The following is a 15,675-nucleotide window of genomic DNA, read 5'->3' as shown; positions in this document are numbered from 1 at the left end:
TTGATGGTCTGGTGGAAAAACGAGCGATCTAAGCTGAGAATCATAAGCCAGAGTGAGACAGCACGAAAACATCTTCAAAAAATTATCTTTCACTAAAGTATAATTCATATAACAGGCAAAAAAGTATCATTAAAAGGAATTAAAAATGATTGATTTTAGTAAAATCGGAACAGGAAATACTGCTGAAACTGTACTTCCGCCAAGGGAAATTTTTAACGCACTTCCAAAGAAAAATGCTGTTAAATTTCAATACCCTAGAGACGTGCAATCTCAAGTCTGGGAAAAGTGGCATGGCCGAAGAGATGAAAACAGCCTTGTAATAAAGATGAATACAGGCAGCGGAAAGACCGTAGTGGGTCTACTTATTCTCAAAAGCTGCCTTAATGAAGGCAAATCTCCTGCCGTCTACGTATGTCCGGACAATTATCTAGTAAAACAGGTAATCGATGCGGCAAATGAATTAGGTGTAGAAATAACAGACGACCCTCAATCTCCTAGGTTTCTTTCAGGTAAATCTATATTAGTTATTAACATATTTAAGCTTGTAAATGGTAAGTCAATATTTGGTGTTGGCGACGAGGGGTCGAAACTAAAAATATCGAGCTTAATAATTGATGACGCTCACGCCTGCCTAGATACGATTGAAGACCAGTTCACGATTAACATTCCTTCCGATAGACCTATTTTTACACAACTCTATCAAATATTCAGAAATTCACTTCATGAACAATGTGAGTCCAAAGCACTCGAAATAGAAAATGGCGACCCAACAAGCTACATGCAAGTTCCATATTGGGTCTGGCAGGAAAAAATCAGCGAAATAAGTAAGATACTTATTAAAAACAGCTCAGAAGATAGCCTAAAATTCACTTGGCCTTTAGTAAAAGAAAACCCCAAATTGAGTCATTGCGTGGTCAGCTCCAGTGGGATAGAAATTTCTCCACATTCGATACCAATTCATATGATACCCAGCATTGTTGATGCAGATAGAAAGATATTTATGACTGCAACATTAGTTGACAACTCTATCCTATCGAGTCATTTTGCAGTACCTGAGAACCAAATAGACAAACCTATTGTGCCCGATTCAGCCGGTGATGTAGGTGACAGAATGATATTGCTTCCTCAGGTCATTAATACAGAAACAACGGATGAAGACATCAAAAAATACGCCAACCACGCTTCTCAGAATATGAATGTAGTTGTGATAGTCCCCTCCCAATATCGCGCCAATTACTGGAGTGACATATCGAATTTAACACTAACCGCTAGCAACCTTTACGACGGTGTTGAAAAATTAAAATCTGCACATATTGGTCTAGTAGTTCTAGTTAATAGATATGACGGGGTTGATCTACCTGGTGACGCATGCAGGCTTTTAATCATTGATGGATTTCCTGATGTCAGAAAGAAAATAGACAAAATTAAGCAGGGAATTTTGATGGGAAGCACTAGGCAATCGAGTCAAATAGTCCAGCGAATTGAACAAGGAATGGGAAGAGGAATCAGATCCAACGATGACTTCTGTGTGGTATTTCTAGTTGGAAGAGATTTAACCAAACAACTTTATACTCAAGGGGCAATCGAAAGACTATCACCAGCAACCAAAGCCCAACTAAAACTATCCGAACAAATATCCGAACAAATCCAGGGAAAGCCGATTCACGACATCACGGATACAATAAACTATTGCCTATCCAGAAATGAAAAATGGGTTGCAGCGAGCAAAGGAGCCTTGGCTAGCTTAAAGTATTCCGAAGAAAACACTTTGGATGAAGTTATCATATCCTTCAGAAAAGCCTACGACTCCGCCTCAAACAACAACCCAAATTTGGCAGCAAAAGCATTAGAAACACAAGTCAATAAAATAAAAAACGAAAAAGAAAAAGGTTATATCAAACAGATTTTTGCGGAATATACAAACCTGTATGACATAGTTGAGGCTCAAAAAATTCAGATGTCTGCCGTTGCGAACAACCGACGAATATTGAAACCTATTAGCGGCATTCAGTATCACAAAATATCTGGCAACACTCTTGATCAAGCGAGCACATGCAGCAACTATCTGAAAAATAATCACAGCGACCCAAACAACCTTATAATCACATTAAATGGACTAATCGAAGACTTACAATTCAAAGAAAATAGCTCTAATATTTTTGAGGAAGCAATGAAACAAATTGCGCCATACCTAGGATTTGGAAGCCAGCGGCCTGAACAAGAATACAAAAAGGGACCTGACATACTTTGGAGCATTGGAGACCTTAAATATTTTGTAATTGAAGCAAAAAACGAAGCTAAAACTCTATTTATTAGCAAAGATTATTGCAACCAATTAAACGGATCATGCAACTGGTTTGAGGAAAAATACGACTCAACATGCTCCTACACTCCAATACTAATTCACCCATACAATACATTTGAATACGCTGCTTCACCGAAGCAGTCAACACGAATTATGACAATAGAAAAATTGGATGAATTCTGCAAATCCACCCTTAGCTTCATAAAGTCAATATCCAGCAACAACGAACTAGGGGATCAAGCCGCAATACGAGAAAAGTTAATTGCACATAAACTACGCGCAACAGACTTCGAGAGCACTTACACTGTAAAATATACATCCAAGAAAAAATAATTGTTTACAATTAAGTTTATAATTCAATGAACTCATAACTAGATATTACTAACAAACATATAGAAGTCGAACCACTAGAGACATAACCTTATGGAACAGGTGATTAAAATGGATTATTCAGTTACCTACGAAGAGGATTTTTTGATTCGGGAAATTGGAGCTATAGCCTCTAAAGCAGATATAGCGATCACCGAATTAATAGCGAACGGTCATGATGCGGGAGCATCAGAAGTAAAGATAATTTACCCACAGGAAAAAGACGGTCTATTAACTGTAGAGGATAACGGCTCAGGAATGACTGAGAAACAGTTTAGCGCAAGATGGTTAAAATTAAGGTACGACAGGAGAAAGCATCAAGGCATATACGTCACAATCCCAGAAGATAATAAAATTGAAAATAAAAGGCGAGCGTTCGGTAGAAATGGAGTAGGACGACATGCCGGACTATGCTTTAATGATGACTATGAGGTGGAAACGTGGCGCGACGGAACTTCACATAAATACCAATTAAGTCTAACCTACGGCCCGCAGCCTATTAAAGTACTAAACCACCAAAAAAATGACAAAGTCGGCCACGGAACCATTGTTAAAGTTTTAGCAAAAAAAAATCTAATATCTACAGAAGAGCTAACCGACATAATTTCCGCACGATTTCTATTTAACCCAGAATTCAAAGTTTATATTAATGGGAAACTGATTACTCTCGCAGAGCACCCAGGAATTGTAAAAACTGCAGAAATCAACCCTGTAGGAACTATAAAGCTGAAACTCACGCTTGTCGACGCCTCCGTTGTGTCAAGAACCTCACATCAGCACGGAGTAGCTTTTTGGCTAGGAGGTCGGTTATTAGGCAATCCATCTTGGTCCATCAACGGAGAACAGGTACTAGATGCAAGGCGCTCTTTTGCTAAAAGATATACCCTGATAGTTCAGTCCGACGATCTATTCGATTATATTGAAGCCGATTGGTCCAGATTTAAACCTGACTTTGCATCTTTATCCTTAATCACACGCGAGATATCCACATTTGTGAAAACGTGCTATTTAGAATTTTCCAAGAACGAAATCGATAGCGCTAAAAGGCAAATCATCGATCAAAACAAACAGGATATTCACAATCTACCTAAACTAGCCCAGAAAGAACTCTATAGATTTATAGATCAAATATTAGGCGAGAACCCCGACATTAAAATTGATTTTTTAGAATTGGCGTTTCGCGCCGCCATTAATCTCGAGAAATCACGTGCGGGAATATTACTTCTTCATAAATTAAACGTCATTTCGCCTGATGATGCCGATGCCCTCAATAATTTTCTTGAGGAATGGAACGTCTCTGACGCAATGTCAATTCTGGCGGAGATAGACTCCAGAATAAAGATTATCGAGGCTATTGAGCGTCTAAGCAGCGACCATACTGCAAGCGAACTACATACACTGCACCCACTATTAGAAAAGGCCAGATGGGTATTTGGTCCGGAATTTGACACGCCAGAATACTCAAGTAATCGAGGACTTAGAAAGACTATGGAGATTGTATTTGATAAAAAGTACAGCACTGAAAATTTCATAAATTCAAGACGAAGACCAGATATAGTAGTTGGGGCTAAATCATCAGTAAGCGCATTAGGATTAGAGGAATTTGATGGTGAAATTAGAAAAACTAAGAAGGTGCTTCTTATCGAGCTAAAGAAAGGTGGCTCGGAGATAGGTAGGGCCGAGATGGACCAAGCAAAATACTATGTGGAAGATATTTGGCATGCCGGCGTGGGCTCTTCACAGCCATTTATAAAGGCATTTGTTGTCGGTGACTTTATAAATGACCACACTGGAAAATATCAATCGGTTGGCAAGACGAAAGACCAAAAATTTGGAGAGGTTCATGCAGTAACTTTCGGTGAGTTAGTTAGAACAGCAGAAACAAGATTATTCTCCCTTAGGGAAAAAGTCGAGACTCGATATCAAAACTTGGAAGAAGATAATCTATTGACTGAGTTGCTCGGCACTCCAGAGCAAAAAAAGCTGGAGATGGATACCACAAGATAATAAACCAACATTAAGCCTTTGAACTGGACTTCATTTTAATCACCTACAATAGGCGACCTCTTACCTTTCAGAACTTCTGCTGCCCACCTTGAAAATATATGACGGCGATCGAAAAAATGAGGCTCGGTATGTAATCTGGCGATCCGTAAAAAAGTCAGTTATAGGATACCCATTCATAAATTTAGGTCAAGTTTCACACTGATAGCTTATTCAGACCAATAATCCCAAACTAAGAATTAGAAATTTTACAAAAACCTGAGCGCCCTTTTTAATAAATCTCGGCGCATAAATCCCCCCGTACCCCCCCTCGATTCAGCCCTGACAACGGTTAACATCATCAAAAGAAACGAGAGGTTAACCTCCCTCCTCTACCTGCTGCTACCTCTACCCTAGCTCACAAGGTAAGAGTTTTGAGCCACCCTGAATCGATAGGCAACACTAGGCTCACAAGTCGTATTGACAAATTATGAGCCTACCACTACATTATGAGCCATCTTATGAGCCAAGCAGAAGGGATACCTCATGACTGTCATTGCCTACTACCGAGTGTCTACCAAAGACCAGACCATAGAGACCCAGCGTCACGAGCTGGAGAAGACCTACAAGATTGATCACACCTTCGCTGATGAGGCTGTGTCTGGCACCGTTAAGGGTGAGGACAGGAAAGGCTTCTCAGAGATGATGGCGTTCGTCAGGAGTGGAGACACACTTATCACTGTGGATCTTGACCGGCTAGGACGTGACAGCATCGACGTACAACAGAACATAGCCAAGCTTAAAGACAAAGGCGTGAACATCATCATCACGAGGCTAGGCGTTGACCTAGCGTCTGACGCAGGCGAGCTACTGGTTACCATCCTGTCTAAGGTGGCAGAGATGGAACGCAGGAAGATGATGGAGAGAGCCAATGCAGGACGAGCTAGAGCTAAGGCGCAAGGCCTTCCACTCGGCAGAGGTCGTAGCGTTGAACCATCAGTGGTCAAGAAGGCAAGAGAGACGCTCAGCATTGCAGATACAGCAGAGAGCCTAGGCATCAGCATTGCCACAGTTAAGCGGCTACAGAGAGCCTGACACGACCTATAGGAGCAACTTCCAGTTAGGATTTCTATAGGGACACCAAGTTAACGCTTGGTATCCCTTTTGTTTTCAGCGCTGTTCATTTATTGATCGACACGCGCCTTCACACCTGATGTTTTCTCCCTCATTGATAGAGACAATTATTGACACTCCCGTACCTCCATTTTTTTCCACATAGAGCTGTCTTGAAGATAAAATCCCGCACAGATAAATGGAGATGTAACAAATGGAATACGACCACGGACGGCGGGTTACTAGCCACTACTACGAACAGTCCCCACTAGAGCGGGCTATCGCAGAATTCGAGACTAAGGCCAAGGCGCACTACAATAGCGCCGAAGTCATCCCCAAGAACGAAACCCCTGAACAGCTTGCAAAGCGTGAAAAAGAACTGGCCATGGCTCTTGCTCATCTGCGCCTTGAACGACTCAAGACATTTACACAGATTCAAGTTCAGTGTCGGCTAGATGAATACAGAAGAGCTGCAAGCGGCGCTACTGAAGGTGAATGGGATGACATGCAGAAGGCACAAAAAGAACTCGCCAATGAAAAACATCACCCGACCGATAGACTAGCCAACTTCATGCGCTCTGAAGGACGCCCCCAGCCCAGCCCTAGATTTACAGCACATCACTTAGTACAAGGTAAAGGCAAAACTCAGCTAGCTGCAGAATCTCGCGTGGATCTACACTTTCACGGCATTGGGATAAATGATCCCGATAACGGCGTGTGGATGCCAATGCATAAGGCTGACAAGGGACACTGGGCCTACAAAAATGCCGCTGCCCACAGTGAAATCCACACTCATAATTATGAAAAATGGGTTCACACACATACCCAGAACTTGGACTCAGCACAAATGATGCGAGACAATCTACTGATCCTAAGAACTCACTTGAAAAACGGGACGCAGCCGAAACAGGTTACTGCTCGCCCAGATAAAAATTGGAACGGAATAGATGAATAAGATCCATGGGGACTTACAAAACTTCCAAAGCCTGAGCTTGGACTGGGATGCCTACATGGATCTATTTGCGCCTATTCTTTCGCCAATAAAAGCACTTAACTTGGCAAAGCATGACCTAGCTCTAGCTCCTCACTGGAAGCCGCTCCAACAGACAAAATTTGTAAATGAAGGCACCACCACTCTTGCTGACATTTCCGTCTGGCGATCAGGATGTCTTTTACTAACAAAAACTGCGGCTGAAGTACTAGAACCCTTTTTGAACGACTGTGGCGAACTATTGCCTTTAGCGTCCGGTGAGGTTGAAGCCTATCTGTTCAACTGTCTTCTAACTAAACCGTTAGAGGAAGCTCAGAGTACTGACATTTTCAAGTCATCACCAAGTATGGGTATAGATTTGTATTGTTCAGATAGGTTTAAAAAAGCCGTTGAGGATTCCTCACTAAGCGGAATCTACTTTACAAAGGATCTGACCACCCTAGCCTAAAACTGCCCGTCAAGATCAAGGAGGATCAGAATGGTCGTAATAGATGTAAAACTAAGTGAGACACTACACATCGGCGATGACATAGAAGTCAAGGTCTGCCAAATCGACCGAGCCGAAGCAAAGCTTGGCATTGCGGCACCGCGTGAAGTTGTCATTGTTCGAAAAGAGCTTATTGAAGACACCCCCTGCCTGTACAAAAAGCATACAAATAATTAATACGACCTATAGGGTGGGAAAAACCCCAAGAAAACACTTAGTGTATACCTAGACTTAAACGTAGGTGGTTACTGTGTACCTAGAACCAACCTAGTGCCTACTACTAGGGCCTACCTAGAGCTAACCTAGTGCCTACTACTAGGGCCTACCTAGAGCCGACCTAAGCTCTCATCTTACTTATCATCATTAACGACAATGATTGAGTAGATCTGTAGTCAACTTAGCGTCTACTAATAGCCTCACTAGTGCCTAGGATCATCATCCTACCTGTCTTAATTAGATGAAGGTGATTGAGTCAGAGCTATAGACAGCTCCGCGTCCAACCTAAGCTTAACTGAGCACTACCTACTCCATATACCAGTAGAATTGAGAACCACACAATCTCTAGTGTACTGAGCGCTCCCTAAGCTACTTAGATCCTCCTTTACCTTGTCATAACAATAGCTAGGTACAACCTACCCCTAGTCGACCAAGCCCCTCCATCCCTATCCACTCAACACCATCTAAAAGACCTAGCGACCTACTAGCTGCTCTGCTCTTCATCCAAATTGAGTCGAGCTGTAGTCATCGCCGAGTTAATACGACCTATAGAAGAACCAATAAATGTCATGCATAAGTTGGCTCTCGGCTCTTACCCTCCCGTTACGTTCAGTGACTTATGGGAGGGATTATTTTCTTAATGTAGTACCCAACAGGTATAAGACATGAATACAAAACCTAAGGCCTATTCCCGTGGTCAACAGCTAGTCCCTATACACGTCAAACTCACCTCACTCTCTGTCATAAAGTTAGACAGGTACCGTGAGCGCCTCTCTGACGAAAGTGGTCACTCGAGCGTGTCTAGATCATTTGCCCTAAATCACCTGATCGCCAGCTTCCAGATTACTAAGTAGGGCGAACTAGAGCGATAACTATTGAACCTATACAATTCAACGCAGAAGAACAGAAGCAAATTTATGAATTCACTTAACAAGAACACAATGACAAACATTTTTAAAACCGTAGACAACCGCATCCAACTGACCCAGCTATGGGAATCCTTTGCTACTAAGGAGGTCATCGCACTGGACGACCTGAACCTTACAATGCAAACCCGCGTTAGAGGCACAGACGATGACGTTGTCGATGAGTACTCAGCCGCGCTTGAAGCTGGCGCAGTATTCCCGCCAATCGATGTGTTCTGTGTTAATGAAGAAGGTGGTCAGGAACTTTACTTGGTTGATGGCTTTCACCGCAGCGCTGCTTATAAGGATCTGTTGTTTGTTACAACCGAAGCCCGTGTTTTTCATGGCCTATCTAAAGATGAAGCAAGGCTATACGCCCACTTCGCTAACTTAAAGAATGGCAAAAGCGCGAGCACAGAGGACATCATCGCTGCCATCGGTGCGTTGATCAATATGGAATCAGCCAAAGAGATTGCCTTCAAAAGCAAATATGAACTCGATTGTGCAGCCATCGCTAAGTGGGTCGGCTGTACACAACGTCACGTACGTACACACACAACCGAACTGCGTGATCACTTGCAGACTATGCGCGACGCTGAGATCGAAGTGAGGACGCTCGGTGGTGAGAGTCAGCGTAAGGTAGGTAGTGAAGTCGGTGTCGACCATAAAAGTGTCAGTAACACGATCAAGAAGCTTGGGGAAAAACGGAACAGTTCCGAAATTCCCCACCCCGTCACCTCAAGCCAACTCTTTGACAGCGCCAAGTACGAAGAAGATGAGGCGCCCTTTGATACTGAAGACGGCACAGCTACGTCCGAAAGTCCCGTAAGCGAGACTAAATCTACTCCCATCTACACCCCAGGAAAACCACTAACGAAGGCTGAGATGGATGCGGCCTTGGAGAAAGTTGAAGAAATGAACCAGAGAGGCTTCGCGACAATCGCACGGCACATGAACAAGACAAGTAAGGCACCGAAGAAAACTAAGGCTGACTTAGCGTCTGACGTGATCACTGCGTTTGGTGCTTTTGCGTCCAAATGTCCCGACGTCGAGACTGGAAAGTACGACCTTAATCAACTGATCAAGGTTGCAACGTGTACGGCTGGTGTGCGTGAGGACATCAAAGTAGTCCAGAACTTTTTAAATTTGCTCAATGAGGCACTAAACACTCAAAATAGTCCATCAAACCTTCTACCCACTGAGGAGACAGTATTTTCTTATTAACAGGCAAAACTAGCGGAGCCGGATTTTCGAGTGAAGGCTCCCACCATACCAACACTTAATTTGTAGTTTAACGAGCTGAGATAAGCTCAATAATTACCTGCAGCGCCCCACTGCGTTTTATAGAGAGGCATTCGCCTCCGGCAAAATGACCACACACCCCCGTACCGATGACTCAATCCAGCTTGAGCTATAGAGGCAAAATCTAAAAAGACAATCCTCAACATCATCGTCGCCCCCCTACGCTCGCCCAACCACTCCAATCAAGCTATTCAAACTATGCAACCACTGACCCAAGCCTATCTTCAGGAATGCTTTACCTATCGCCCAGACGCAGGAACACTAAGATGGAAAGAACGACCACGCAAACACTTTAGATCATTATTTGATCAACTAGACTTTAATGAAAAATATTCAGGCCGAGAGATAGAAAACCAAACCTACAAAGACAACACTGAGAAAGCACTCAGAGTTAACGATAAGTACTCAGCCCACCCCAAAAGGATCATCTGGTGCTTGATGACTGGCAGCTACCCAGCTCGAGCAATCGGATTTGTTTCAGGTAATAAGCAGGACTTACGCTGGTGTAACCTGTGTTTGGTCTCGAAGTTAAGCCCAAATTACAGGTACAAAAAAAGAGACTCTGAGGCCTCTTTCTGTGTGTCAACAAATGTGTCAACATTTCAAATTCTTAAGTGACGTAAGTCATTGTCACATAAGGATTTTTTAATAATGGCGGAGAGGGGGGGATTCGAACCCCCGATACCGGATTAGGGTATACGCCCTTAGCAGGGGCGCGCCTTCGGCCACTCGGCCACCTCTCCAACAAGGGCGGCATAATACCACATCTATTAATAAATCAAAGGCTTATGTGATTTTTTCTTAGGTTTTTAACTGCTCAATTTTCATGCAGTAAAAACGCAAATGGCGACCCGAAAGTCGCCATTTGAGAAACATTACGCGAGCTTGCTTACTCGTCGTTATCCTGCTTTTCTCGCTGGATACGCTGGTAGATTTCTTCGCGGTGCACGGCCACTTCTTTTGGCGCATTTACGCCAATGCGTACTTGGTTACCCTTTACGCCAAGTACTGTGACTGTTACTTCGTCGCCTACCATAAGCGTTTCACCTATGCGACGTGTCAATATCAACATCACGATTCTCCTTAAAATCATCCTGTTGTACAACGGTACCACAGTGGTGGAGGCCGTTGCTGGTTATCGCTAACCTTCTTCCTTAAATGCCCGGAGTTACCCCAGCGAGTTACCGCTTAAGTAAAGCCTAGAATTGCAAAAAAGAAAACAACTCTACCAATGTCTGCCGAATAAGGGGGTAAGACGTTTAGTAAGCCCCAACCCCCAAGCTCTATTTACCACTTATTTTGTTTGTTGTGGCTCTAGGTGCATATTAAAGGCTGCGTGCAATCCGCGCACGGCTAATTCCAAGTATTTTTCATCAATAATCACTGAAATCTTAATTTCTGACGTGGTAATCATCTGAATATTAATATTGTCTTCCGCTAACGCCTTGAACATGGTTGCCGCTACACCGGCATGGGAGCGCATACCTACACCGACAAGGGAGACTTTAGCAACGTTGCCATCACACAACACTTCGCGCGCGCCAACATCCTTAGCGACCTGCTCAAGCACGGCACGGGCTTTTTCCATGTCGTTTTTATGGACGGTAAAGGTTAAGTCCGTTGTGTTGGCAGAGGATATATTTTGTACGATGACATCGACTTCTATGTTGGCCTCGCCAACCGGTGCCAAAATACGGGCGGCCACACCGGGTAGATCGGGCACACCGGCTAGGGTGACTTTGGCTTCGTCGCGGTTAAATGCAATACCAGAGACTATGGGTTGTTCCATGGTGTTAATTTCCTCATCGAGGGTGATCAATGTGCCAGGGCCGTCTTGAAAGCTGTGTAATACACGTAATGGCACGTTGTACTTACCGGCAAACTCCACTGAGCGAATTTGTAAAACTTTTGAGCCAAGGCTCGCCATTTCAAGCATTTCTTCGAACGTAATGCGATCTAAGCGGCGTGCACTGGATACCACGCGAGGGTCTGTGGTGTAGACGCCATCGACATCGGTATAAATCTGACATTCATCGGCCTTCAACGCCGCCGCCAACGCCACACCGGTGGTATCAGAACCGCCACGACCTAGGGTGGTAATGTTGCCTTTTTCATCGACGCCCTGGAAGCCGGCGACAACGACAACGCGACCCGCTTTTAAATCTGCCCGAATATTTTCATCGTCGATTTGTTGAATGCGCGCCTTATTAAAGGAGTCATCGGTAATAATGCGCACTTGGCCGCCGGTGTAAGAGCGCGCGTCGTAGCCGCGCTTTTTCAGCGCCATGCATAACAACGCAATCGTTACCTGCTCGCCCGTAGACACCAATACATCCATTTCCCTCGGGTCAGGCGTGGCTTGAATATTCTTTGCCAAATCTATTAACCGATTCGTTTCACCACTCATGGCTGATACGACAATGACCATATCGTGGCCTTGATCGCGAAACTTACCGACTTTTTCGGCTACTGCTTCTATACGCTCTACGGAACCCACCGAGGTTCCACCGTATTTCTGTACCAACAGGCTCATGAAAAAGCCTTCCTCTGTCTATAAATGAAATGGTTAAGTTGCCCTAAATTCAGGGAGGCGCAACTTAATCATAAAAAAACACCAAAGTTAAGAAAAAATCGCGCAATTACACCAAAAACAATAATTTATGGCGCCGAGAGGCTTAACTTAACTTTGTTGAGACCCAATCCGGCACGGACGCTAGCATCGCTGGCAAGGCGGCAATATCGGAACCACCACCTTGAGCCATATCAGGGCGACCGCCGCCTTTGCCACCTAAAGCGGCGCTAGCAAACTGCATTAACTCACCCGCCTTCACTTTGGCCACCAAATCTTTGGTCACACTGGCCACCAAGGCAACCTTATCGCCTTCAACAGCAGCCACTAAGACCACCGCCGTGCCAAGTTTATTTCTAAGCTGGTCAGCCATATCGCGCAGTGATTTGCTGTCGACACCGTCGAGGCTGACAGCCAAGACTTTAGCGCCGGCAATGTCAACGGCCTGACTGACCAAATCACCGCTAGCCAAAGACGCTAGCTTTGATTTCAGCGCCGCCAGCTCCTTTTCCAAGGTTTTTTGGCCAATGACTAGCTGTTCGGCTTTTTCTAGCAATTGGTCGGGGCTGGTTTTCAGGGTGCTGGATAACTGATGTAACGCGTCCGCCTGTTGCTCTACCTGCTGAAGCGCCGCCGCGCCCGTTACCGCGTCGATACGCCGAACGCCCGAGGCGATACCGGCCTCGGATATAATTCTGAACAAACCAATATCGCCGGTTCGCTGCACATGGGTGCCGCCGCACAATTCCACCGAAAAACCTGAGCCCATGGTTAAGACGCGAACGGAATCGCCGTATTTCTCACCAAACAGCGCCATAGCACCCTTCGTCTTGGCGGTTTCCATATCACAAACTTCCGTTTCAACCGGCGAGTTCTGACGAATTTCAGCGTTCACCATCTGTTCAATAGCGCGTAAGTCTTCGGCTTTAACAGGTTCTGGATTAGAGAAATCAAAACGCAGGCGCTCAGCATTGACCAAAGAGCCTTTTTGCGTCACATGCTCACCCAAGACCTTGCGCAAGGCCGCATGCAATAAATGGGTTGCCGAGTGGTTCAATGCAGTTTGCTGACGTACACTCGCATCCACGTCGCCGATCAAAGCATCACCAACAGCAATGGTTCCAGACAACAACTGCCCCACATGCAAATGATGGGCGCCCTGCTTGTTGCAATCTTGTACTTCAAACTTCGTGTCACCGGCGAGTAAATAGCCGGTATCGCCAGCTTGACCACCCGACTCCGCATAGAAGGCGGTTTGATCCAACACCACAACACCCTGATCGCCCGCCGCTAAAGACTGAACGGATTTACCATCCTTCAACAGGGCGAGAACTTTACTGTTAGTTTGCAGGGTTTTATAACCGTCGAATTCGGTTTGCCCTTCTAATTTCAGGGTATCGCTGTAATCCACTTTAAAGCTACCGGCCGCGCGGGCGCGCTTGCGCTGCTCGTCCATAGCCTTTTCATAGCCAGCCATATCGAGCTGCAAACCGCGCTCACGTGCGATGTCTGCGGTTAAATCCACCGGAAAACCGTAGGTATCGTAAAGCGAGAAGACAGTCGCACCGTCTATTATTTTGCCTTTTACATCAGCCAAAGCGCCTTCCAGCACGGTCAAACCTTTGTCCAAGGTTTTAGCAAACTGTTCTTCTTCGGCCAACAGCACCTTGGTGATATGGGCTTGCTTCTCGCGTAATTCTGGGTAGGCATCGCCCATTTCATCAGCCAAGGCGGCGACAAGTTTATGGAAAAACGCCTGCGTTTGACCGAGCTTGTGACCATGGCGAATCGCTCGGCGCATAATGCGACGCAAAACATAACCGCGACCTTCATTGGACGGTACAACGCCGTCGATCACCAAAAACGCGCAGGAGCGAATATGGTCGGCAATCACCCGTAGCGACTGATGGGTAATATCAGTGGTATTAGTTTCTTTCGCCGCGGCTTTGAGCAAATTTTGAAATAAATCGATTTCATAATTCGAATGTACGTGTTGCATCACCGCAGAAATACGCTCCAAGCCCATGCCGGTATCCACAGACGGTTTGGGCAAGGGATTCATGGTGCCATCGGCACTGCGGTTAAACTGCATGAAAACGTTGTTCCAGATTTCGATGTATCTGTCGCCGTCTTCCTCTGGGCTACCCGGTGGGCCACCGGCAACCTCTTCACCGTGATCATAGAAAATTTCTGAGCAGGGGCCGCAAGGGCCTGTGTCACCCATGGCCCAGAAATTATCGGAATTGTATTTTCCGCCTTTGTTATCGCCGATACGGATAATACGCTCGGTTGGTACGCCAACTTCCTTAGCCCATATATCGTAAGCTTCGCTGTCGTCGGCATAGACAGTTACCCACAATTTTTCCGCCGGAATATTCAAACACTCGGCACTGGTGAGAAATTCCCAAGCGTAAAAAATAGCTTCGCGTTTAAAATAATCACCAAAACTAAAGTTACCCAGCATTTCAAAAAAAGTATGGTGCCGCGCTGTATAACCAACGTTTTCTAAATCATTATGCTTACCACCGGCGCGCACACAGCGCTGCGAACTCACGGCGCGCGTATAGGGACGTTTATCGTCGCCCAAAAAGACATCTTTAAATTGCACCATCCCAGCATTGGTAAAGAGCAGCGTAGGATCATTACCGGGAATCAGTGAGCTTGATGGCACAATGCTGTGCCCTTTCGATTTAAAAAAATCTAAAAAGGCTGCGCGAATATCGGCGCTTTTCATAATCTAGTTCCAATGTTATTGCGTGAGCGCAATGCGCTAATTTAATTCGAAAGGGTATTAAAAACCTAAACCCGCTTCGGTGTAGGCCTTATTACCCAAAATATGCAAATGCAAATGAAAGACCGTTTGCCCAGCCTGTTCGCCATTATTAACGATCAAGCGGAAGGCATCACCGCAGCCAGCCGCTCTGGCAATGTCGCCCGCCTTAATCATTAAGTGCCCCAACAATTCCTTATCTTCTGGGCTGGCGTCCACTAAACGCGGGATTGGTTTGCGTGGAATCACCAATAAATGTACCGGCGCCTGGGGATTGATATCGGCGATGCATACGCACAGCTCATCTTCGTAGACAAACTCAGTGGGAATATCCCCGCGGATAATTTTACTAAAAATAGTCTCGCCACTCATGATTCACTCATCCTTAAACGAAACCTTGGGTTAGTTAGCGCGATCAGCTTTTTCATCATCACTGAGCGCACGAGCTTCAGATTCCAACATCACGGGAATACCATCGCGCACAGGGTAAGCTAATCCGCTCGCCCAGCAGATGAGCTCTTGCTTTTCAGCGCTGTACTCTAAAGGCGCTTTACTCACTGGGCATACAAGAATGCTGAGCAATTTTTGATCAATCATATCCACTACCAAGGCCGGTGCAAAAGGGCCATATAGTACAACGCCCAAGACAAGCTGTCTCGGGCGTA

The 15,675-nt window shown here is 45.2% G+C and carries 13 protein-coding genes and 1 tRNA gene; 8 read left to right on the top strand and 6 right to left on the bottom strand.

The window, feature by feature from the left end:
- Positions 1–145 precede the first annotated feature (145 nt).
- The 8 genes from ACGHTT_RS06835 to ACGHTT_RS06800 all read left to right on the top strand — a co-directional run bounded on the left by ACGHTT_RS06835 (position 146) and on the right by ACGHTT_RS06800 (position 10,289).
- Entirely contained in the window at positions 146–2,638 is a 2,493-nt protein-coding gene (locus ACGHTT_RS06835) for a DEAD/DEAH box helicase family protein (protein ID WP_390594325.1), read from the top strand.
- 108 nt (positions 2,639–2,746) lie between these two features.
- Positions 2,747–4,681, top strand: coding sequence for an ATP-binding protein (locus ACGHTT_RS06830; RefSeq protein WP_390594324.1), 1,935 nt, complete (start codon positions 2,747–2,749; stop codon positions 4,679–4,681).
- Between the two features lie 522 nt (positions 4,682–5,203).
- Complete coding sequence (locus ACGHTT_RS06825) at positions 5,204–5,752, top strand: recombinase family protein (RefSeq protein ID WP_390594323.1); 549 nt, start codon at positions 5,204–5,206, stop codon at positions 5,750–5,752.
- Between the two features lie 232 nt (positions 5,753–5,984).
- A complete protein-coding gene (locus ACGHTT_RS06820; protein WP_390594321.1) occupies positions 5,985–6,725 on the top strand; it encodes an AHH domain-containing protein in 741 nt (246 codons plus the stop codon).
- Complete coding sequence (locus ACGHTT_RS06815; protein WP_390594318.1) at positions 6,718–7,209, top strand: hypothetical protein; 492 nt, start codon at positions 6,718–6,720, stop codon at positions 7,207–7,209. The genes ACGHTT_RS06820 and ACGHTT_RS06815 overlap by 8 nt, the downstream gene beginning before the upstream one ends.
- 30 nt (positions 7,210–7,239) lie before the next feature.
- The gene (locus tag ACGHTT_RS06810; RefSeq protein ID WP_390594317.1) at positions 7,240–7,425 is read left to right on the top strand and encodes a carbon storage regulator; all 186 of its coding nucleotides are present in this window, start codon (positions 7,240–7,242) and stop codon (positions 7,423–7,425) included.
- Positions 7,426–8,381: 956 nt separating this feature from the next.
- A complete protein-coding gene (locus ACGHTT_RS06805) occupies positions 8,382–9,593 on the top strand; it encodes a hypothetical protein (RefSeq protein ID WP_390594315.1) in 1,212 nt (403 codons plus the stop codon).
- 276 nt (positions 9,594–9,869) lie between these two features.
- Positions 9,870–10,289 carry an HNH endonuclease gene (locus ACGHTT_RS06800; RefSeq protein ID WP_390594314.1) on the top strand — a complete coding sequence of 140 codons (420 nt, stop codon included), beginning with the start codon at positions 9,870–9,872 and terminating at the stop codon, positions 10,287–10,289.
- A 34-nt stretch (positions 10,290–10,323) separates the two neighbouring features.
- Here ACGHTT_RS06800 and ACGHTT_RS06795 read toward each other — a convergent pair.
- The 6 genes from ACGHTT_RS06795 to ACGHTT_RS06770 form a co-directional block, all read right to left on the bottom strand.
- A tRNA-Ser gene (locus ACGHTT_RS06795) sits at positions 10,324–10,414 on the bottom strand.
- 146 nt (positions 10,415–10,560) lie between these two features.
- The gene (csrA, locus tag ACGHTT_RS06790) at positions 10,561–10,743 is read right to left on the bottom strand and encodes a carbon storage regulator CsrA (protein WP_253360927.1); all 183 of its coding nucleotides are present in this window, start codon (positions 10,741–10,743) and stop codon (positions 10,561–10,563) included.
- A gap of 222 nt (positions 10,744–10,965) precedes the next feature.
- A complete protein-coding gene (locus ACGHTT_RS06785; RefSeq protein ID WP_390594312.1) occupies positions 10,966–12,204 on the bottom strand; it encodes an aspartate kinase in 1,239 nt (412 codons plus the stop codon).
- A gap of 142 nt (positions 12,205–12,346) precedes the next feature.
- Positions 12,347–14,974 (bottom strand): alanine--tRNA ligase, encoded by a 2,628-nt coding sequence (gene alaS, locus ACGHTT_RS06780; protein WP_390594311.1) that lies wholly within the window; start codon positions 14,972–14,974, stop codon positions 12,347–12,349.
- A gap of 57 nt (positions 14,975–15,031) precedes the next feature.
- Positions 15,032–15,382, bottom strand: a complete 351-nt coding sequence (locus tag ACGHTT_RS06775; protein WP_390594310.1) for a histidine triad nucleotide-binding protein — start codon at positions 15,380–15,382, stop codon at positions 15,032–15,034.
- Positions 15,383–15,412: 30 nt separating this feature from the next.
- Positions 15,413–15,607, bottom strand: coding sequence for a Trm112 family protein (locus tag ACGHTT_RS06770; protein WP_390594309.1), 195 nt, complete (start codon positions 15,605–15,607; stop codon positions 15,413–15,415).
- Positions 15,608–15,675: the final 68 nt, after the last annotated feature.

The organism is Simiduia litorea (assembly GCF_042853465.1).
In the GTDB taxonomy this organism is placed as follows: domain Bacteria; phylum Pseudomonadota; class Gammaproteobacteria; order Pseudomonadales; family Cellvibrionaceae; genus Simiduia; species Simiduia litorea.
Note: the sequence above shows the minus strand (reverse complement) of the source record. Positions and strands in the feature narration are given on the sequence as shown.

What these genes read in the sequence shown, in the direction of transcription:
- ACGHTT_RS06835 (WP_390594325.1), top strand. Translation starts at nt 146, where the DNA reads ATGATTGATTTTAGTAAAATCGGAACAGGAAATACTGCTGAAACTGTA.
- ACGHTT_RS06830 (WP_390594324.1), top strand. Translation starts at nt 2,747, where the DNA reads ATGGATTATTCAGTTACCTACGAAGAGGATTTTTTGATTCGGGAAATT.
- ACGHTT_RS06825 (WP_390594323.1), top strand. Translation starts at nt 5,204, where the DNA reads ATGACTGTCATTGCCTACTACCGAGTGTCTACCAAAGACCAGACCATA.
- ACGHTT_RS06820 (WP_390594321.1), top strand. Translation starts at nt 5,985, where the DNA reads ATGGAATACGACCACGGACGGCGGGTTACTAGCCACTACTACGAACAG.
- ACGHTT_RS06815 (WP_390594318.1), top strand. Translation starts at nt 6,718, where the DNA reads ATGAATAAGATCCATGGGGACTTACAAAACTTCCAAAGCCTGAGCTTG.
- ACGHTT_RS06810 (WP_390594317.1), top strand. Translation starts at nt 7,240, where the DNA reads ATGGTCGTAATAGATGTAAAACTAAGTGAGACACTACACATCGGCGAT.
- ACGHTT_RS06805 (WP_390594315.1), top strand. Translation starts at nt 8,382, where the DNA reads ATGAATTCACTTAACAAGAACACAATGACAAACATTTTTAAAACCGTA.
- ACGHTT_RS06800 (WP_390594314.1), top strand. Translation starts at nt 9,870, where the DNA reads ATGCAACCACTGACCCAAGCCTATCTTCAGGAATGCTTTACCTATCGC.
- csrA (WP_253360927.1), bottom strand. Translation starts at nt 10,743, where the DNA reads ATGTTGATATTGACACGTCGCATAGGTGAAACGCTTATGGTAGGCGAC.
- ACGHTT_RS06785 (WP_390594312.1), bottom strand. Translation starts at nt 12,204, where the DNA reads ATGAGCCTGTTGGTACAGAAATACGGTGGAACCTCGGTGGGTTCCGTA.
- alaS (WP_390594311.1), bottom strand. Translation starts at nt 14,974, where the DNA reads ATGAAAAGCGCCGATATTCGCGCAGCCTTTTTAGATTTTTTTAAATCG.
- ACGHTT_RS06775 (WP_390594310.1), bottom strand. Translation starts at nt 15,382, where the DNA reads ATGAGTGGCGAGACTATTTTTAGTAAAATTATCCGCGGGGATATTCCC.
- ACGHTT_RS06770 (WP_390594309.1), bottom strand. Translation starts at nt 15,607, where the DNA reads ATGATTGATCAAAAATTGCTCAGCATTCTTGTATGCCCAGTGAGTAAA.